This is a genomic window from Kosakonia cowanii JCM 10956 = DSM 18146, from assembly GCF_001975225.1.
In the GTDB taxonomy this organism is placed as follows: Bacteria; Pseudomonadota; Gammaproteobacteria; order Enterobacterales; family Enterobacteriaceae; genus Kosakonia; species Kosakonia cowanii.
This window is the reverse complement of the sequence record NZ_CP019445.1, coordinates 2,750,848-2,770,076: the sequence shown is the minus strand read 5'-3', so window position 1 is coordinate 2,770,076 and position 19,229 is coordinate 2,750,848. Positions and strand designations below refer to the sequence as shown.

Here is a 19,229-nt window from a genome sequence, read left to right as displayed (position 1 = left end):
ATCATTATTGATTGCAACAGGGAAGCGGCAGCGGATGTTGCTGCCCTGCCCTTTTACGACTCCGGGTGGCTCCCTGCCACCTCCTGTGCGAGCCGCCACTGCTCCTCAATCGGCGTCACCGTACGTTTGCGTTCATTAACCGAAAGCGTTGGCTCGGTCCAGAGGAAAGGAAAGAAGGCGTAAACCTGCTCGCCGCCGAGCGTTCGCACCTCTTCCCGCCAGTTGGGCCAGCGCACCGTCTGGTAGAAGAGCGCTAGATCGCCGCACAGCGCCCACTCAACAAACGCGGAGTAGCCCACTTCCAGCCCTTCCCAGGCCAGCGCATCCGGCGCGAAGTAGTAGACGTTGCCGATATCCTCTCCAAGCCCGCCGCCGTTGAGGGCAAAAAAGCCACCCGACGCATCATCGGCAATCAGTAAGGCAGCGAAAGATCCCGCGTCTGTCGCCGTTTGTGTCCAGCTCATCGGGTCACGCGCCAGCCGCGCACTGCCGGAGCCGAGGATACGCAGCCAGCCATCATCAATCAGCAGCCCGCCGGTTTCATACACCAGCGCTCCCAGCGGCGAGCGGGTGGTGACCTGCAGTTGCAGCAGCGCCTGTTCGGCGCGGGCCTCATCTTTCGCCAGCACCTCGTAAGGGTTGCTGGCCGCGTTAAGCCACTCCTGCACCACCACCCAGCCGGGATCGTGCACATCGATAAGTTCAGTTAAGGTCTTCATCCGCTCTCCTGCAGGCGAGGTAAAAATCTCTGCCATCATACCGGAAAGCGACGCGCCAATAAGGCTGCGAGGCCGCTTTGCACCCTACCAAAATCTGCCTTGCCGCGGCGCATTTTGAACAGAAGCTCTACGTTCAGTGCAGCAGTGAAAGGGCGGAGAAGATGAGTAACAGCGCGCCGCCCACCACATTTACCCCTTTTTTGAGCCGTGCCGGATTGGCTTTTTTCGCCGAGAAGACCAGCATGTTGCTCAACGCAATCAGCCATGCGCCCATCACCAGCACATGCACGGTGGCCAGCAGCAGATAGTGGCTGACATCGCCGCGGCTGCCGGCAAATTGTGACACCACGGTGAGATAAAAAACGATCGCTTTCGGGTTGAGCACGTTTGCCAGCCACGCCTCTTTCAGCGTCACCGTCGGTCCGTCCGCGCGTAGTGTCATCTCACTCGTCTTTAACCCGCTGCGGATCAGTTGCACGCCAAGCCACATCAGATACGCCGCCCCCGCATATTTCAGGACGTTAAACAGCGCAGGAGAGGAGACAAGGATCGCCGTCACCCCAAGGCCAATCAGCAGCGCATGGGTGTAAATGCCGAGCGCGGTGCCCGCCAGCGTGCGCAGCAACCCACCCCGCCCGCCGGCCAGCGCGCTGTTCATCGCGAGGGTAAAACTCGCGCCCGGAGAGAGCGCGACGGGTAAAAGCACGGGGATAAACCCCATGATGTTGATTTCCATTACATCCCGTTTCGTTAAGCCGGAGATGACTCCCGCGTTTCGCCAGCAGGGATCTCATCAACGGCGCTGTAAATGGTAAGACCCCGCTCGCGCCCGATGCGCACATCGTTATCGGCACCCGCTGAGTCGCCGGGCAGGCGTAAAATGGCATCGCAGTGTTGAATCAGGCGATGGGCGACGGGGTACAAAAAGGTCTGGCTAATCTCATCGCCAATCTTCTTCGACCCTGCAGCTTCCGCCAGCGGCATCGCCAGCCATTCGCCAATCACCGGCGTATGGCCTTTTTCGAACACCTTCGCGGCAACTCGCGTCATGGCATCCAGATTCTGTTTGATTAACGCATCATCACCGTTGGTGCCGCTGCGTACGGGTCCGGCAATTAAAATAAGCATGGCGTGCATGGTTTCCCCTGTAAACTGCGTAAAATTAGGATCGTCAGGCTGACAACCGGCACGCTAACATGCATAATCGTGCAAGATCAAGATCAACCGTGTAAGGGGAAAACGTGTTATCCAGTCAACGTAAGCAGAAGATACTTGAGATGCTGGCGCGTGATAAGCAGGTCTTGTCCCGTGAATTAAGCCAGCACTTTGCTATCTCTGAAGACTCTATTCGCCGCGATTTAAGGGAGTTAGCGGCAGATGGCCTGCTGCAACGGGTGCACGGCGGCGCGCTGGCGGTGTCGGCGGCGATTGCGCCATTTGAAGTACGCAAAAGCGTGAACATTCATGCAAAACGCGTCATCGCGCAGAAAGCAGTCAATCTTATTCAGCCGGGCAATATCGTCATCATCGACGGCGGTACCACCTCGGAAGAGATGGTCACCCTGCTGCCACCGGATCTGGCCTTTACCGTGGTCACCCATAGCCCGACCATTGCTGCCGGATTGATTAACCTGCCAAATGTGGACGTGATCGTTATCGGCGGTCAGTTATATAAACACTCGATGGTCACCGTGGGCGCATCGATGATTGAGTCCATTCGCCGCATCAATGCTGACCTCTTTTTTATGGGCGTCACCGGTGTGCATGAGCAGGCAGGCTTTACCACCGGCAACTATGAAGAGGCCTGCGTGAAGCGCGCACTTTCGGAGCGCGCGGCGGAAACCGTGGTGCTGGCGTCGCCGGAGAAGATCAACTCCGCTTCGGCTTTTGGCATCGGTGATCTGACGCTCGCCAGCACGCTGCTGGTCGATGAGCCGCTCGATGAGAAGATGAGCGCTCTGTTCAAACAGTTGCAGATCAGCGTGCTGTAGCGGAGGCGCTTTCGATGGTTGATGCCGACGGCTTTATCGCCTGTTTACCCGACACCCCGCTGCAACCGGCGTTTCGCCCGGTGGTCGATGAGGTGATCGGCCTGCTCCACGCCCGGTTCGACGCGCAGGTGCACAGCATTTACCTCTACGGCAGCGTGGCGAAAGGTGCGGCGGTGGCAGGGGTCTCGGATCTCGACGTCTGCCTGATTACCCGGCGCGCGCTGAACGCGGCGGAACGCGATAGCCTTCGGGCGATTGCGGAGCATGTGCAGACGCAGCATCCGGTTATCAGCAAAGTCGATTTTGATTGCGGCACGCTGGCAGAGGCGCTGGCCGACGAAAACCGCTTCAGCTGGGGTTACTGGCTTAAGCACCACTGCCGCTGCGTGTCAGGGGAGGATCTCGCGAGCCGTTTTTCACCGTTTACCCCCTCGCGCGAGATTGCCGTGGCGGTAAACGGTGATTTCATTCCCGTCCTGCAAGGCTACCTTCAGCAGCTGGCAGCGGCGAGCGATGCACGGCTGCTTCAGCGGGCGGCGGCGCGTAAACTGCTGCGCGCAACCAATCTGTTACGCCGCGCAGAGGATAACGGCTGGCCCGAGACGCTGGAGGAGTATGCCAGCCGTGTTGTACAGCGCTTTCCGCAGCAGCAGCAGGCCATCGGCTGGCTGCTGCAACAGTGCCATACGCCAGAGGATGACACGGCGCACTTCACCGCCAAGCTTAACGCGCTGATGCGCTGGCTGGAGGAGAGTCGCCGCTAGCGGCTCGCTTCATACTCTATCGCTTCGCGGATGGTCAGCAGCGCTCCGCGCAGGGTGTCGATAGCGACCGAACCGAGGGCTACGCGCAGCGCCTGCGGCGTCGATGCCGCCGTGCAAAAGGGTTCCGCAGTCGAGAGGGAGATGTTGTTATCCATCAGCTGCTTGACTACCCGATCGGCGCGCGACTCCTCAGAGAGCGGCAGCCAGGCAAAGTAAGAGTCGGGGTGGGTTACGCACGGCAGACCGGCCAGCGTTTCTCGCAGCATGCGCTGGCGCAACCGGGCATCTTCCCGCTTACGTTTTTCGAGATCGCCCACCGTCCCCTCCTCTATCCAGTGGCTGACCAGTGAGGTCATGAGCGACGGCGCATTCCACGTCGTAGCACGGATCGCCCGTTCCAGCGCAGGCCGCAGTTCAGGCGGGCAGATCACCGCTCCGACCCGCAGGCCGGTCGCTACATTTTTTGAAAATCCGCTGACATAAACCGTCCTTTCCGGCGCAAAACAGGCGAGCGGCGGCGGCGCGCGGCGAACCAGCCAGGCGTAGGCGGCATCTTCAATGAGCAACAGATCGTGAGCACGGGCAATAGCGGCGAGCGTTTTGCGCGACGGGCTGTTCATCACCCAGCCCAGCGGGTTATGCATTGTCGGCATGGTATACACTGCGCGAATACGCCGCTGCTGGCAGAGCTGGTGCAATGCGGCCAGATCCGGGCCATCCTGCGCTGCCGGAATTGCCACCAGCTCCAGATGATAAAGCGCGGCCAGCGCCTTAAAACCGGGATAGGTCAGCGCGTCCACCGCCACCACATCGCCCGGTTTAAGCAGCCCCATAACCGTAATGGTCAAGCCGTGCTGCGCGCCATTCACCAGCAGTAGATTTTCAGCCATCGGGCGAAACGCGCCCTGCGTGAAGTGCGCGGCGAAGACCTCTCGTTCGGTGATCCGCCCGCCATGAGGCTGATAACGCAGATGCGCCTCAATATTGCCCTCCACTGCCGTGCGTTTGAGAGCCTCGCGCAGCAGCTCGCCCTGCCCGCTCACCGCCGGGTAGTTGAAGTTGAGATCCAGCACGTCGCTGGCGACGGCAAGCTGATCGATACCGTGACCGGGAGGAAGGGCAATCTCTCTGACAAAGGTGCCGCGGCCGGTTTCACCGCTGACCAGCCCCATCGCTTCCAGCTCGCGATAGACGCGGGTGGCGGTCGCCAGCGAAATATGTTCCTGCCCGGCGAGGCAGCGGTGCGTTGGTAAACGCGTGCCGGGCGGCAGCTCGCCGGTACGGATCTGCACAGCGAAGCGATCAACCAGCTGTTTGTAGCGCGCTTTCATCGAATGTATCCATGACAATAATTTGATTGTCGTAAATGCCTCAACCTACCATTCAGCCCATCAATGCTCAAGCTCCCACTAATCAGTGATAACGAGGTCAAGATGGCAAATTCCGCGCTAAACAAACCGACGCACTCTGCGCTGGCAGGCTGGCTCAACGGCCTGCTGGGGGTAGTGATTTTCAGCGGCTCGTTACCCGCCACGCGCATCGCCGTGCTGGAGATGTCGCCCTTTTTCCTCACTTTTCTGCGCGCCTCGCTCGCCGGATTGCTGGCGATTCTCCTTGTTTGTGTTTTGCGCGAACCGCGCCCGCAGCGCGCGCAGCTTTTCCCCCTGCTGATCGTCGCCTGCGGCGTGGTGATTGGTTTTCCGCTTCTGACGGCGCTGGCGTTACAGCATGTCACTTCCGCCCACTCGATTCTCTTTCTCGGCCTTCTGCCGCTCTGCACGGCGATTTTTGCGGTGCTGCGCGGCGGCGAGCGGCCAAAGCGCGCCTTCTGGCTCTTCTCACTGCTTGGCAGCCTGCTGGTGGTGGCCTTCGCGCTGGCGCAGAGTCATGCCGTTTCGCTGACCGGCGATCTGCTGATGCTGGCAGCAGTGGTAGTGTGCGGGCTGGGCTATGCCGAAGGAGCAGCCTTAACCCGCACGCTTGGTGGCTGGCAGGTGATCTGCTGGGCGCTGATCCTGTCGCTTCCGGTGATGCTGCCCGCCGCCTGGCTGACGCAACCCGCAACGCTTGTTGATATCAGCGCGCAAGCCTGGTGCGCACTAGGCTACGTCTCGCTCTTCAGCATGCTGATCGGCTTCATCTTCTGGTACAACGGCCTCGCCCGCGGCGGGATTGCCGCCGTCGGCCAGCTACAGCTGTTGCAGCCCTTTTTCGGTCTTGCCCTCTCCGCCCTGCTGCTCAACGAGCGTGTCAGCCCGCTAATGTTACTGGTGACGCTGGGGGTTATCCTCTGCGTAATTGGATCGCGAAAGTGCGCCCGCTAATTCAGGCAGCTTATGCCGGGCGTCGATGATGGGTATAACGGTAGGGAAAGAGGTATACACCAGGAGAAGTAAATGATTTCAAAAGAGAATGCCGAGCACTATAACTGGGGCGAGGGGTGCGACGGCTGGTACCTGGTGAAGCGGCCAGAGATGATGATCATTCATGAGAAAATGCCCGCAGGGACACAGGAGCAGCGCCATTATCACTCCGTCTCGCGGCAATTTTTCTTTGTGCTCAGCGGCGTGCTGACAATGGAGCTGGAAGGTGAAAAGCAGCACATTGCTGCCCAGCAAGGGATTGAGATCCCGCCATTAGCGAAACATCAGGCGCGAAATGATTCTGATGCAGCGGTTGAGTTTATTGTCTTCTCTCACCCGACCCCGCGCGGTGACCGCACCGATGTCGCGGAGCAGTAAAAGGGTCAATGATGAACCAGAGCGCGGAAGCGATACGTATTCTTACTGCAAATATTCACGTGCAGTATGGCATTTTCAGCATCATTGACGGCAGCGGTTACTTTCCCCCGCAGGCCTTTCTGAATGCGTTCTTTTTACAAGGCTGCGATCCCTGCGACCAGGATTGCCGGATGGGCACCTGGCGCCCCTTTGCGCTCACTTCTGAGGAGTATGCCACCGTTAAAAAGTGGTGGCTGGAGACCAATGAAAACGCGGTGGTCGCAGACCTTGGCTGTGCATGCTGGGATGACTGGGTACAGGAGATTCTAAATAATTGAGTGTTTGGGTTACTCTTTTTTCAAGTTAAGGTATAAACATGATACGGAACTGAAGAGTAAGTGACCACCAGGAATAATAACGATGCTTGAACCGAAAAATATCAAATACATATTAACCGTCGGGCTAATTATTATTCTTACGTTCGTTATATTCCGCTCAAATACGTCCTCTAACAACAGCCAAATCATGGCTGTATTCAATGGTACTGTATTTATAAAAAACCCACCAACCACAGCAAAATCCAGGCTGGAGTGGTGGAGAGAAAATCAAACTAATCTTAAAGAAAAATATAAGGTAGTTCCGCAGAGCGGATTCTTCAGAGTTCCAGTGATGGATTTTGGCGAGGGTTACGTTGAATTACCTCATGCTAATTTCATAACCGGCGAAAGCGAAGATGATTATATTTGCAATAACGAAATCAAAACGGCTAAACGGTGCATAAAGAAAAATACACTCTTTGCAATTTCAGGAGATAGTAAAAATAAAATATCTTTCGATGTGGATGATGGCGGCCAATCTAACTAAAAACCATATAACCTTCCATTTAGGAATGAGCAAACCACGCACAGAGTATTATTTATAGAAATTAAATATCACATAATCACAGCAATGTAAGACTACTGTGATTATATTAATGGTTATCGGAGCTGCTTTATTGGGTAACTGTTTTCAGTAGCTGAACCATCACCATAGGCCTCTGTGATAGTTATGTTTTTTCCTTCAATAGAATATTTCACTACACTATCTAAAGGATCATCACGCCAGCGACCTGAGCTGTCCGGATTATCAGAAGCCCACATTACCTGATCACCGATTAGCTTGCACTTGATCGCCCAACGCGAATTGTCTTGCGGTCGAAAATAATGAACGTAGGCGATACCTGATTCAATTTTGTCGAGCTTCATGATTTTGTGATCGCGCCCAAACATCGAAGCCGCTGAGGCTTTACAAATTTGACCGACATCAACTTCTGCTGCATATACTGATGAACAGAACAGTAATGGTAAAAGTAGAATTCTTTTCATATCCCATTCCTTTTTATCTAGGTTTCTCCTTTATCGGCAAGTTGCTCGAAAACTTTATAGGTAGCGCATCTAACTTATATATTGCTAAAATTTAAAGTCATCCCTGATAAGATCCAAATAAAAAACATTATATATAATATATACATTACCTTCAATTTTCCGATCAGTAAGACAAAAACCATTACTATAGAGACCGGCATGTAACACAATTATTTTCCCTTTAAAAAACAAGAAAAACATATTCATTATGAAAAATGTAAAACCTGACAGATTCTTCTTATCTAGAACTATTGGTTTAAGCGTAAAAATGGAAACAATAAATGAGGCTATCGAAAATAAAAATTAAATAGAGAAAACATTGCCGCGAACTGCAAACAATGAGTAATTCCAAAAATCATTAACGCCATGCAAGTCAGCTACTCATCTCTGCTTATACCTCTATAAATCCCGCCCGGAACTCTGTACAATCCCTCGCCTAAGATCCTATAACTGATTACTTTTTGAACTATGAGCAATGTGAACCTGCAGCCGAAAATCGGCTTTGTCTCTCTTGGCTGCCCAAAAAATCTCGTCGACTCCGAACGCATCCTTACGGAGCTGCGTACCGAAGGTTACGATGTTGTCCCGAGTTACGATGATGCCGATATGGTGATCGTAAATACCTGTGGTTTTATCGACAGCGCCGTGCAGGAGTCGCTGGAAGCGATCGGCGAAGCGCTGAATGAAAACGGTAAAGTGATTGTCACCGGCTGTCTGGGCGCGAAAGAGGATCAAATCCGCGAAGTGCACCCGAAAGTGCTGGAGATCACTGGCCCGCACAGCTATGAGCAGGTTCTCGCCCATGTTCATCACTATGTGCCGAAACCGCAGCACAACCCCTTCTTAAGCCTGGTGCCGGAACAGGGCGTGAAACTGACGCCGCGCCACTACGCTTACCTGAAAATTTCCGAAGGCTGTAACCACCGCTGCACTTTCTGCATCATTCCGTCGATGCGTGGCGATCTGGTGAGCCGGCCGATTGGCGACGTGCTCTCCGAAGCGAAACGCCTGGTCGATGCTGGCGTTAAAGAGCTGCTGGTGATTTCGCAGGACACTTCCGCTTACGGCGTTGATGTGAAGCACCGCATGGGCTTCCATAACGGCGAGCCGGTGAAAACCAGCATGGTTGGCCTCTGCGAGCAGCTGGCCAAACTCGGCGTCTGGACGCGTCTGCACTACGTTTACCCCTACCCGCACGTGGATGACGTGATCCCACTGATGGCGGAAGGCAAAATTCTGCCCTACCTCGACATCCCGTTGCAGCACGCCAGCCCGCGCATTCTGAAGCTGATGAAGCGCCCTGGCGCGGTCGATCGCCAGCTGGCACGCATCAAGCGCTGGCGCGAAATCTGCCCGGAACTGACGCTGCGCTCCACCTTTATCGTCGGCTTCCCTGGCGAGACCGAAGAAGATTTCCAGATGCTGCTCGACTTCCTGACCGAAGCGCGCCTCGATCGCGTCGGCTGCTTCAAATACAGCCCGGTTGAGGGTGCCACCGCCAATGAGCTGGCGGATCAGGTGCCGGAAGAGGTGAAAGAGGAGCGCTGGAACCGCTTTATGCAGCTGCAACAGCGCATCTCCGCTGAGCGTCTGCAGGAGAAGATTGGTCGCGAAATCCTGGTGATGATCGACGAAGTGGATGAGGAAGGCGCGATTGGCCGCAGTATGGCCGATGCCCCGGAAATCGACGGCGCGGTCTACCTGAACGGTGAAACTAACGTCAAACCGGGCGATATAGTTCGCGTGAAAGTAGAGAATGCCGACGAGTATGACCTGTGGGGCACACGCGTTTAAGCGATAAAAAAACCCGGCGCCCGCCGGGTTTTTTGTGCTTATTGCCAGCGAATGGCTCAACGAACGCGTAGGCCGGATAAGCGTTTACGCGCCATCCGGCATTTGCCCACTTGTATCTGATGTTGCGGGACGTTCTTCGTGCAGGGAGATAAGGCCGAGGGTGAGTACCATGAGAGTCTGGTTTATGTCGGAGATGGACATTGTTGGCTTTGTGTTATGGTGTTAATCGAGGGTGGTTAGCGCGATGTGGGAGCTGCCTGATATCAATCAATAATGGGGAAGATGAATGACAAATGATGTGATCGCGCTTTCTGCTATTGGTGTAGCTATCTTGTTTGGCGCAATGAGCCCAGGAGTGAGCTTTCTTCTTGTTGCCCGAACGGCCATGTCCAGTTCGAGACGAGCCGCATTATCTGTTGCTGCAGGTATGGGTTTTGGTGCGTTTGTTTTTGCTGCCATCGCGTTAGCGGGTCTTCACACCCTGCTGACGTTGATCCCATCACTGTACACAGGACTGAAGGTTGCAGGCGGATGCTATCTTTTATGGCTGGCTTTGAAAATGTTTCGCCGTCCTTCAAATCGTTCTAATGATTTTACCGATGCCGCAGAAGTAAGCGCCTCAAAAGCTTTTATGACTGGCGTATTTACGCAAATCAGCAATCCCCATACGGCACTGGTATTTGCCAGTATTTTTTCTGCAGCGCTTAGCAAAAATATTCCGCCTGTTATGTACATCATCCTGCCAACAATGGCATTCGTTATTGATGTGCTCTGGTATGCCGTCGTTGCATGCTTATTATCAACTCACGGGCCACGCCTGGCTTACATTAAATACCGTAAGTTTATAGATAAACTAAGCGGAGGGATTATGGCCTTGCTTGGAATACGACTGCTGTTGAAGTAGGTCAGTCGAGCACGGGCTCTTCTACTGACACGTACTATACAGGTCCGCTCCTCGCTCAAAGCGGACCTTCTTTAAATTACCTTTTCCTTACTTCATTTCGTTGAATCTCATCTCAACGATTTTGTTGCCCGCGTTAGTTTTATTAACTCCGCCCCCTCACCCCTTAATTTTCGGGTCCAGCGCGTCGCGCAGCCCGTCTCCCAAGAGGTTAAACGCCAGTACCGTGACGAAGATCGCCAGCGACGGGAAGAGCGCCACATGTGGAGCGATGACCATATCCGCGCGCGCTTCGTTGAGCATCGCGCCCCACTCTGGCGTCGGTGGCTGCGCGCCGAGGCCAAGGAACGAGAGGCTGGCCGCTGAGATAATCGAGGTGCCAATGCGCATGGTGAAATAGACCACAATGGATGAGACCGTGCCCGGCAGAATATGGTGGAAGAGGATCACCGCGTCGCTGGCACCGATACTGCGTGCCGACTCGATAAAGGTTTGCTGTTTCAACACCAGCGTATTGCCGCGCACCAGCCGGGCAAACGCTGGCACCGAGAAGACCGCGACGGCGATAATCACATTCGCCATACCACTGCCCATTACCGCAACGACGGCAATCGCCAGCAGAATGCCGGGAAAGGCGAACAGTACATCGCAGATGCGCATAATGATGCGATCCCACCACCCTTCGTAGTAGCCCGCCAGCAGCCCCAGCACCGTGCCGATCGCCGCGCCAATCAGCACCGCGAAGACACCCGCTGCCAGCGAGATCTGCGCGCCCACCAGCACACGGCTAAAGATATCGCGCCCGAGCGAATCGACGCCAAACCAGTGCACCAGCGACGGCCCCTCATTCAGCCGGTCATAATCGAAGTAGTTCTCCGCATCAAAGGGGGCGATCCACGGCGCAATTACCGCCAGCAGGATCAGCAGCAGGACAAACAGCCCGGCGGTCATGGCCACGGGCTGACGGCAGAAGCGCCGCCAGAACTCATGCCACGGAGTGCGCACATGACCCGGTTTTACCGTGGGCATGGCATTTAAAATCGCCTGTCGACGCCAGTTTAACAATCGCATCCTTACTTATACCTGATAGCGGGATTTAGGGCGGCGTAGAGAACATCCACCACTAAGTTGATAAGAATAAACTCCAGCGAGAAGAGCAGCACTTCCGCCTGAATCACCGGGTAGTCGCGCATCTCCACCGAGTCGACCAGCAAACGACCAAGCCCCGGCCAGTTGAAGACCTTCTCCACCACAATCGATCCGCCGAGCAGGAAGCCAAACTGTAGCCCCATCATCGTCACCACCGGGATCATGGCATTGCGCAGGCCGTGCTTGAGGATCACCCACTTTTCGCTGACCCCTTTTGCCCGCGCGGTGCGCATATAGTCCTCATTGAGCACCTCGACGAAGGAGGCGCGGGTGAAGCGCGCCATCACCGCCGCCACCGCCGCGCCAAGAGTGAGCGACGGCAGAATATAGTGTTGCCAGCTCTCAGCGCCGACGGTTGGCAGCCAGCCCAGCTCAACGGAGAAGACCTGCATCAGCAGCATCCCCAGCGCAAAGGCCGGGAACGAAAGCCCCGTGACCGCCACCGCCATCCCCAGATGATCGGGCCAGCGGTTGCGCCACACGGCGGCGGCGATACCCGCGCCCAGCCCAAACAGCATCGCCCACAGCATGCTGGTAAGGGTGAGCAGGAAGGTCGGCATAAAGCGGCTGGCAATCTCTTCCACCACCGGGCGGCGCGACGCCATCGACACGCCGAAATCCCCCTGCAACACGCTGGTGACGTAGTGCAAGAACTGCACCCACAGCGGCTGATCCAGCCCGAGCTGTCGACGCACCAGTTCAATTACCTCGGCGTCCGCTTCCGGCCCGGCAATCAGGCGCGCCGGATCGCCCGGCAGTAGGTGGACAAACAGAAACACCAGCACGGCCACAATCAGCAGCGTCGGAATCAGGCCCAGCAAGCGTTTAATAATATAATTCAGCATCTCATCTTCCCTCACTCCGCCCCCTGTCCTGCAAGGCGGCGTGAGTTATCTATTGCAAATCGGCGTTATCAAAACTAAAGCCGGTATCCGGCATGATGTAAAAACCGGTCAGCTTTTTGTTATGAGCGGAAACCAGCTTCTCAACCACCAGCGGCACCCACGGCGACTCTTTCCAGAGGATATCCTGCGCCTCTTTATAGAGACGCGCTTTTTCATCTGTGCTGGTGGTTTTCAGCGCGTCGGCCAGATCTTTATCCACCTGCGGATTGCTGTAGAAGGCGGTGTTGAACTGCGTCGGCGGCCAGTTCCATGAGGCAAACAGCGGCGAGAGCGCCCAGTCCGCTTCGCCAGTCGAAGAGGTCCAGCCGGTATAGAACATACGCACCCCGCTCTGCTTCTGCCCTTTCGCTTCCACTTCCGCCGCGCGCTGTCCGGCATCCATCGCCGTCACCTGCACTTTGATCCCCACCTGCGCCAGCTGCTGCTGGGTAAATTGCAGTACCTTCTGCGCGGTGCTGTGATTATGGGAAGACCAGAGCGTGGTGGTGAAGCCCTGCGGATAGCCGGCCTCTTTCAGCAGCTCGCGCGCTTTAGCCGGATCGTACGGCCAGGGTTGATAGCTCTGCGAATAGGCAATGGTCGGCGGCAATACGCCGGTCGCTGGCGTGGCAAAACCGGCAAACGCCACTTTCACCAGCGCCTGGCGGTTAATGGCGTAGTTGATCGCCTCGCGCACTTTCGGGTTGTCGAACGGCTTTTGCGTCACGTTCATGCTGATGTAGCGCTGCATAATTGATGGGCTGGTGACCAGCTCAAGCTTACTGTTTCGTTTCAGCACCGCCGCCTGCTCATAGGGGATGGGGAAGGCGAACTGCGCCTCGCCGGTCTGCAACATCGCCGCGCGGGTGTTGTTATCCACCACCGGACGCCAGGTAATGGAGTCCAGCTTCGGCAGGCCTTGCTGCCAGTAGCCAGCAAACTTTTTCACCTTCACAAAATCGGTCTGGTTCCATGCTTCCAGCGTATAGGGGCCGGTGCCGACCGGGTGGAAGCCGATCTCTTTGCCATATTTTTTCAGCGCCGCCGGTGAAATCATCGCCGAGGCCGGGTGGGCAAGGATATTGATAAACGCCGAGAAGGGCTGCTTGAGGGTGATCTTCACCGTGCTCTCATCGACCGCCTCGGTGCTGGCAATATTTTTATAGAGGTTGTAGCGCTTAAGGCTGTTCGCCGGGTTGCTGGCGCGGTCGAGGTTCGCTTTCACCGCTTCGGCGTTAAAATCGGTCCCGTCCTGGAACTTCACCCCTTTGCGCAGCTTGATAGTGTAGACCAGTCCGTCGTCAGAGACGGTGTAACCCTCTGCCAGCACATTGACCAGCTTCATCTCTTTATCGAGGCCAAACAGCCCCTGATAGAAGGACTTAGCGACCGCCTGCGAGAGCGTGTCGTTGGCGTCATAGGGATCAAGGGTGGTGAAGTTGGAACCAACCGCTACCACCACATCTTTCGCGGCAAAAGCCGGGAGGGCGGTCAGCGCGACAACCACGCCTGCAACGGCCCGCCAGTGTCGGGAAATGATCTCTGTCATGCTGCTCTCCTGAAAAACCCTGTCTGTCATCAATTAAAAACGCGACTGCGTGCTGCCGGGCGTCGTTCTGGCGACGAAGTGCCCTGGCCCCACGTTTTGCAGCTGTACGCGCTGCATTGTTTCCCCGCGTTTACGAATATTACTCGGCATATCATCGGATAAGAGCACCCGCTGCGGCGGCTGGTGGGCAGGATCGGCCACCGGCACCGCCGACATCAGCTTGCGGGTATAGGGGTGCTGCGGATTTTCAAACACCGCGCGGCGCGGGCCGATCTCAACAATCTGCCCAAGATACATCACCGCCACACGGTGGCTGATCCGCTCCACGACCGCCATATCATGGGAGATAAAGAGAAACGCGATCCCCAACTCGCGCTGCAGATCGAGCAGCAAATTGATGATCTGCGCGCGAATCGAAACATCCAGCGCCGAGACGGACTCATCGGCAACTACCACGCGCGGGTTCAGCGCCAGCGCGCGGGCGATGCAAATACGCTGGCGCTGGCCGCCGGAAAACTCGTGCGGATAGCGCCAGGCGTGCTCCGGCTTCAGCCCGACGCGCTCCAGCAGCCACTCCACGCGTTGGTGGGCTTCCGCTTTGCCGAGAAGATTGTGCACGCGCAGCGGCTCAATAATCGAATCGCCCACCGTCTGGCGCGGGTCGAGCGAGGCATACGGGTCCTGAAAAATAAACTGAATGTCGCGGCGCACCAGCTTCATCTTGTGATCCGGCAGGGTGTCGATGCGCTCGCCGTTAAAGGTAATCGAGCCGCCCTGGCTCTCCACCAGCCGCAGCAGCGCGCGTCCGGTGGTTGATTTTCCGCTGCCTGATTCGCCGACAATCGCCAGCGTTTCGCCGGGCCAGAGATCGAAGCTGATGCCCTCCACCGCATGCACCTCTTTGGTGATGCGATTTAGCAAGCCGCCGCGCAGGGGGAAGCGCGCCACCAAGTCGCGAACCTGCAAAATCGGCTCGCCGGGCACCACAGTATCCTGCTCCGTTTCCGGCTCCTGCACCTGCGGATTTTTCGCCGAGATGAGTGGGAAGCGGCGCGGCAGATCGCTGCCATTCATCGCGCCAAGCTTCGGCACTGCCGCCAGCAGCGCTTTGGTATAGGGGTGCTGCGGGTTGCGGAAGACGCACTCGACGCTGCCAGTCTCCACCGCTTCGCCCTGGTTCATCACCAGCACGCGATCGGCGATATCCGCTACCACGCCCATATCGTGGGTAATAAAGATCACCCCCATCGACATCTCTTTTTGCAGCACGGCAATGAGTTGCAAAATCTGCGCCTGAATCGTGACATCCAGCGCGGTGGTTGGCTCATCGGCAATCAGCACCGCCGGGCGACATGAGAGCGCCATGGCGATCATCACCCGCTGGCGCATGCCGCCAGAGAGTTGATGGGGAAAACTGGAGAGAATGGATTGCGCTTCGGGAATGCGTACCAGGTCGAGCATACGCCGCGCTTCGCGCATCGCCTGCTCGCGGCCCAGTTTCTGATGGAGGCGAATCGACTCGGCAATCTGCTCACCAACCGGGAAAACCGGGTTGAGCGAGGTCATCGGCTCCTGGAAAATCATCGCGATATCCGCCCCGCGCACGCTGCGCATCTGCGAGGAGGAAAGTGTGTTGATATCGACCTTCTGGCGGTTGCGCCGCGTCAGGCAGATATGATCGCAGTTCACTTCGCCGCCCGCCTGCTCAATCAACTTGAGCAGCGAGAGCGCGGTAACCGACTTCCCGGAGCCAGATTCGCCGACAATCGCCAGCGTTTCGCCCCGTTTCAGATTAAAAGAGAGGTTACGTACCACCGGGGTAAGCTGCTTCTCATGGCTAAATGCGATATTCAGATTGCTGACGTCAAGAACCACGTCTGCCTCTGGTTCAAAGCCTTGCGACACCCCACTCTCCTTTTTTACGATAGCTGCCTTTGGGAAAGACGATTTCTGAATATAGGAAGTCGTTACAACGATGTAAAGCAATGTGATAACAATGAGGTAGACGCAAGTCATATTGACCCCACCCCTTTTCTGCCATAATGGCCGCTTCTCGCGTTGACTGGATAGAAATTATGGAATCTGCAAATGGCCTGATCTCGCTGGAGACGGCGCTGTCGAAAATGCTGTCACGCATTTCACCGCTCACTGAGCATGAAACCCTGCCGCTGCTCGCCTGTTTTGGCCGTGTAGTCGCGCAAAATATTGTTTCGCCGCTGAATGTCCCCGGTTTTGATAACTCAGCGATGGACGGCTATGCCGTGCGCCTGGCGGATCTCAACGGCGGCAACGCGCTGCCGGTGGCGGGCAAAGCCTTTGCCGGGCAGCCCTTTAACGGCGAGTGGCCGCAAGGCACCTGCATACGCATTATGACCGGCGCACCGATCCCGGCGGGCTGCGAGGCGGTGGTGATGCAGGAGCAGACGGAGCAGAGCGACGACGGCATCCGCTTTACCGCCGAGGTGCGCGCTAATCAGAACATTCGCCGCGCGGGCGAAGATATCGCCAAAGGCGCCAGCGTCTTTACGGCGGGCACAAAACTGACCGCCGCCGAGCTGCCGGTGCTCGCCTCCCTCGGCATCGCCGACGTGAGCGTGGTACGCAAAGTGCGCGTAGCCCTCTTCTCTACCGGTGATGAGCTGCAACTGCCGGGCCAGCCGCTGGCTGACGGGCAGATTTATGACACTAACCGCCTGTCAGTCCACCTGATGCTGGAACAACTTGGTTATGAGGTGATTAACCTCGGGATTGTGCCGGACGATCCGCAGAAACTGCGCGACACCTTTATCGCCGCCGACAGCCAGGCGGACGTAGTGATCAGCACCGGCGGCGTGTCGGTGGGCGAAGCGGACTACACCAAAACCATTCTTGATGAGCTGGGTGAAATCGCCTTCTGGAAGCTGGCGATCAAACCGGGCAAACCCTTTGCGTTCGGCAAGCTAACAAATAGCTGGTTCTGCGGCCTGCCGGGCAACCCGGTCTCCGCCGCCCTCACCTTCTACCAGTTGGTGCTGCCATTGCTGGCGAAACTAAGCGGCAATGGCGCGGATGTGACGCCACTGCGTTTTCGCGCGCGCGTTATCGGCGGGCTGAAAAAGTCGCCGGGGCGTCTCGATTTCCAGCGCGGGATTGTCAGCCGTGGCGAAGATGGCACGCTCGAAGTGCGCACCACCGGCCACCAGGGCTCGCACATTTTCAGCTCCTTCAGCCAGGGCAACTGCTTTGTGGTGCTCGAGCGCGAGCGCGGCAACGTGGCGGCGGGCGAATGGGTGGATGTGGAGATGTTTAACCATCTCTTCGGAGGCTGACGATGGCAGAAGAGCTCAGCGACAGCGAGATGATGCGCTACAACCGGCAGATTACTCTGCGCGGGTTCGATTTTGACGGCCAGGAGCGGTTAAAAGCCGCGCGCGTACTGGTGGTCGGGCTCGGCGGCCTTGGCTGCGCGGCAGCGCAATATCTGGCGGCAGCGGGCGCAGGCACCATGACGCTGCTCGATTTTGATACGGTAGCGCTGTCAAATCTGCAGCGCCAGACGCTGCACGGCGATGCGGATATCGGTAGCGCTAAAGTGGACTCTGCCCGCGAATCGCTGCTGCGTATCAACCCGCATGTCGAGTATGTCACCGTTAATGCCCTGCTTGATGAAGCGGCGCTGTTCGCGCAGATTGCCGCGCACGATCTGGTGCTGGACTGCACTGACAATGTGGCGATCCGTAACCAGCTCAACGCTGGCTGTTTTCAGCATAAAGTGCCGCTGGTCTCCGGCGCGGCGATCCGCATGGAGGGGCAGATCAGCGTCTTTACCTGGGCGGACGGCGCGCCGTGCTATCGCTGTTTGAGCCGCCTGTTTGGCGAGAATGCGCTGACCTGCGTGGAAGCAGGCGTGATGGCGCCGCTGGTCGGCGTTATCGGATCGATGCAGGCGATGGAAGCGATTAAGGTGTTGACCCATTACGGCACGCCCGCCGCGGGCAAGATCGTGATGTACGATGCGATGCAGTGCCAGTTCCGCGAGATGAAGCTTATGCGTAACCCGCAGTGTGAAGTGTGCGGCGATGGCGCATCGCCCGCGGCTTAATTGCCGGATGGCGGCGTAAACGCCTTATCCGGCCGACGGGTTTGCGGACCTCTTTTTGCCGGATGCCAGCGTAAACGCCTTATCCGGCCTACGGAATTGCGGACATCTTTTTGCCGGATGGCGGCATAAATGCCTTATCCGGCCTACGGGTTTGCGGGCCTCTTTTTGCCGGATGGCGGCGTAACGCCTTATCAGGCCTACGGGTTTGCGGGCTTCTTTTTGCCGGATGGCGGCGGTTTTGTAGGCCGGGTAAGCGCAGCGCCACCCGGCAATCTCCCTGTCAGGCACAAGGCGTAAACCGCGAACCCCATCACAGCAACTTTCATTCGAAAGTTATTTAATCTCCATATGAAATATGTGGAGATGGTCGATGATTTTTAATATTCAGCGCTACTCAACCCATGACGGCCCCGGCATTCGCACGGTGGTGTTTCTGAAAGGGTGCCCGCTGCGCTGCCGCTGGTGCCAGAACCCGGAAAGCCGTACCCGCTCGCGCGACCTGCTGTTTGACCCGCGCCTCTGCCTTACCGGCTGCGATTTGTGCCAACGCGCTGCGCCTGCGGTAATTCAACGCGCGCAAAATCATCTCTTGATCCAGCGTGAAAAGATCACCGATGCAGCGCTGGATGCCCTCATCGGCTGCTGCCCGACCGAAGCGCTGAGTATCTGTGGCGAAGAGAAATCCGTGGCGGAGATGATGGCGACTTTGCTGCGCGACAAACCCTTTTACGATCGCAGCGGCGGCGGCGTGACGCTCTCCGGCGGCGAGCCCTTTATGCACCCCGAACTTTCAGAAGCACTGCTGCGCGAGAGCCATCAGCACGGCATCCATACCGCCGTTGAGACCTGCCTGCATGTGCCGTGGCGTTATATCGAACCCTCGCTGCCGTGGGTAGATCTCTTTCTCGCCGATCTTAAACATGTCGATGAGAATGCCTTTCGTGCCTGGACGAACGGCTCTGCCGCGCGCGTGCTCGATAATCTGCAACGCCTCGCCCGCGCCGGGAAAAAGATGATTATTCGCGTGCCGCTGATCCCCGGCTTTAACGCCGATAAAGCCTCCATTGAAGCGATTACCAACTTTGCCGCCGACCAGCTGCGCGTCGGCGAGATCCACTTTCTGCCCTATCACACGCTAGGCATGCAGAAGTTTGACCTGCTCGGCGAACCCTATACCGCCCCTGAAAAACCGCTCGACGACCCTGAACTGCTGGCATTCGCCGCGGCATTTGCCCGCCAGAAAGGGCTGGCGACGACACTGCGAGGATAAGATT

General features: G+C 56.9%; 20 protein-coding genes. 11 read left to right on the top strand and 9 right to left on the bottom strand.

Annotation, left to right across the window (positions count from 1 at the left end):
• Positions 1-53: 53 nt before the first annotated feature.
• The 3 genes from BWI95_RS13050 to BWI95_RS13040 form a co-directional block, all read right to left on the bottom strand.
• Positions 54-719, bottom strand: a complete 666-nt coding sequence (locus tag BWI95_RS13050; RefSeq protein ID WP_076769611.1) for a DUF2625 domain-containing protein — start codon at positions 717-719, stop codon at positions 54-56.
• Positions 720-852: 133 nt separating this feature from the next.
• Complete coding sequence (locus tag BWI95_RS13045; protein WP_076769610.1) at positions 853-1,455, bottom strand: LysE family translocator; 603 nt, start codon at positions 1,453-1,455, stop codon at positions 853-855.
• A gap of 14 nt (positions 1,456-1,469) precedes the next feature.
• Positions 1,470-1,856 (bottom strand): NUDIX hydrolase, encoded by a 387-nt coding sequence (locus BWI95_RS13040; protein ID WP_054804097.1) that lies wholly within the window; start codon positions 1,854-1,856, stop codon positions 1,470-1,472.
• A 104-nt stretch (positions 1,857-1,960) separates the two neighbouring features.
• On the opposite strand from BWI95_RS13040, the gene BWI95_RS13035 reads away from it, so the two are divergent.
• Positions 1,961-2,710: a DeoR/GlpR family DNA-binding transcription regulator gene (locus BWI95_RS13035; protein ID WP_076769609.1), complete on the top strand. Its 750-nt coding sequence runs from the start codon at positions 1,961-1,963 to the stop codon at positions 2,708-2,710.
• A 14-nt stretch (positions 2,711-2,724) separates the two neighbouring features.
• Positions 2,725-3,474, top strand: a complete 750-nt coding sequence (locus BWI95_RS13030; protein WP_054804096.1) for a nucleotidyltransferase domain-containing protein — start codon at positions 2,725-2,727, stop codon at positions 3,472-3,474.
• Here BWI95_RS13030 and BWI95_RS13025 read toward each other — a convergent pair.
• Complete coding sequence (locus BWI95_RS13025; RefSeq protein WP_054804095.1) at positions 3,471-4,805, bottom strand: aminotransferase-like domain-containing protein; 1,335 nt, start codon at positions 4,803-4,805, stop codon at positions 3,471-3,473. The two genes, BWI95_RS13030 and BWI95_RS13025, sit on opposite strands and share 4 nt — an antisense overlap.
• Positions 4,806-4,907: 102 nt before the next feature.
• Here BWI95_RS13025 and BWI95_RS13020 point away from each other — a divergent pair, with 102 nt between their 5' ends.
• From BWI95_RS13020 to BWI95_RS13005, 4 genes are all read left to right on the top strand, one after another.
• Complete coding sequence (locus BWI95_RS13020; protein ID WP_054804104.1) at positions 4,908-5,798, top strand: DMT family transporter; 891 nt, start codon at positions 4,908-4,910, stop codon at positions 5,796-5,798.
• Between the two features lie 72 nt (positions 5,799-5,870).
• The gene (locus tag BWI95_RS13015) at positions 5,871-6,215 is read left to right on the top strand and encodes a cupin domain-containing protein (protein ID WP_054804094.1); all 345 of its coding nucleotides are present in this window, start codon (positions 5,871-5,873) and stop codon (positions 6,213-6,215) included.
• Between the two features lie 8 nt (positions 6,216-6,223).
• Entirely contained in the window at positions 6,224-6,532 is a 309-nt protein-coding gene (locus BWI95_RS13010; RefSeq protein WP_232374354.1) for a hypothetical protein, read from the top strand.
• Between the two features lie 82 nt (positions 6,533-6,614).
• Complete coding sequence (locus BWI95_RS13005) at positions 6,615-7,058, top strand: DUF943 family protein (protein WP_054804093.1); 444 nt, start codon at positions 6,615-6,617, stop codon at positions 7,056-7,058.
• Between the two features lie 113 nt (positions 7,059-7,171).
• Here the strand turns inward: BWI95_RS13005 and BWI95_RS13000 are convergent, their stop codons facing one another.
• Positions 7,172-7,558: a hypothetical protein gene (locus BWI95_RS13000; protein WP_076769608.1), complete on the bottom strand. Its 387-nt coding sequence runs from the start codon at positions 7,556-7,558 to the stop codon at positions 7,172-7,174.
• A gap of 507 nt (positions 7,559-8,065) precedes the next feature.
• Here BWI95_RS13000 and rimO point away from each other — a divergent pair.
• Both rimO and BWI95_RS12990 read left to right on the top strand, forming a co-directional pair.
• Positions 8,066-9,391, top strand: a complete 1,326-nt coding sequence (gene rimO, locus BWI95_RS12995; RefSeq protein ID WP_042716724.1) for a 30S ribosomal protein S12 methylthiotransferase RimO — start codon at positions 8,066-8,068, stop codon at positions 9,389-9,391.
• A gap of 286 nt (positions 9,392-9,677) precedes the next feature.
• The gene (locus BWI95_RS12990) at positions 9,678-10,295 is read left to right on the top strand and encodes a LysE family translocator (protein WP_076769607.1); all 618 of its coding nucleotides are present in this window, start codon (positions 9,678-9,680) and stop codon (positions 10,293-10,295) included.
• A 156-nt stretch (positions 10,296-10,451) separates the two neighbouring features.
• Here BWI95_RS12990 and gsiD read toward each other — a convergent pair whose 3' ends face one another.
• From gsiD to gsiA, 4 genes are read right to left on the bottom strand one after another with little or no spacing between them, the layout of a single operon-like run.
• Positions 10,452-11,363, bottom strand: a complete 912-nt coding sequence (gene gsiD / locus BWI95_RS12985; protein ID WP_034813897.1) for a glutathione ABC transporter permease GsiD — start codon at positions 11,361-11,363, stop codon at positions 10,452-10,454.
• 2 nt (positions 11,364-11,365) lie between these two features.
• The gene (gene gsiC, locus BWI95_RS12980) at positions 11,366-12,286 is read right to left on the bottom strand and encodes a glutathione ABC transporter permease GsiC (protein ID WP_054804092.1); all 921 of its coding nucleotides are present in this window, start codon (positions 12,284-12,286) and stop codon (positions 11,366-11,368) included.
• A 49-nt stretch (positions 12,287-12,335) separates the two neighbouring features.
• Positions 12,336-13,874 carry a glutathione ABC transporter substrate-binding protein GsiB gene (gene gsiB, locus BWI95_RS12975; RefSeq protein ID WP_076769606.1) on the bottom strand — a complete coding sequence of 513 codons (1,539 nt, stop codon included), beginning with the start codon at positions 13,872-13,874 and terminating at the stop codon, positions 12,336-12,338.
• A gap of 33 nt (positions 13,875-13,907) precedes the next feature.
• A complete protein-coding gene (gene gsiA, locus BWI95_RS12970) occupies positions 13,908-15,779 on the bottom strand; it encodes a glutathione ABC transporter ATP-binding protein GsiA (RefSeq protein ID WP_076769605.1) in 1,872 nt (623 codons plus the stop codon).
• Positions 15,780-15,949: 170 nt separating this feature from the next.
• Between gsiA and moeA the strand changes: the two genes are divergently transcribed.
• The 3 genes from moeA (at position 15,950) to BWI95_RS12955 (ending at position 19,225) form a co-directional block, all read left to right on the top strand.
• Positions 15,950-17,182, top strand: a complete 1,233-nt coding sequence (moeA, locus tag BWI95_RS12965; protein ID WP_054804091.1) for a molybdopterin molybdotransferase MoeA — start codon at positions 15,950-15,952, stop codon at positions 17,180-17,182.
• Between the two features lie 2 nt (positions 17,183-17,184).
• Positions 17,185-17,955: a molybdopterin-synthase adenylyltransferase MoeB gene (gene moeB, locus BWI95_RS12960; protein WP_054804090.1), complete on the top strand. Its 771-nt coding sequence runs from the start codon at positions 17,185-17,187 to the stop codon at positions 17,953-17,955.
• Positions 17,956-18,325: 370 nt separating this feature from the next.
• Positions 18,326-19,225, top strand: coding sequence for a glycyl-radical enzyme activating protein (locus BWI95_RS12955; RefSeq protein WP_076769604.1), 900 nt, complete (start codon positions 18,326-18,328; stop codon positions 19,223-19,225).
• The last annotated feature ends 4 nt before the right edge of the window (positions 19,226-19,229 follow it).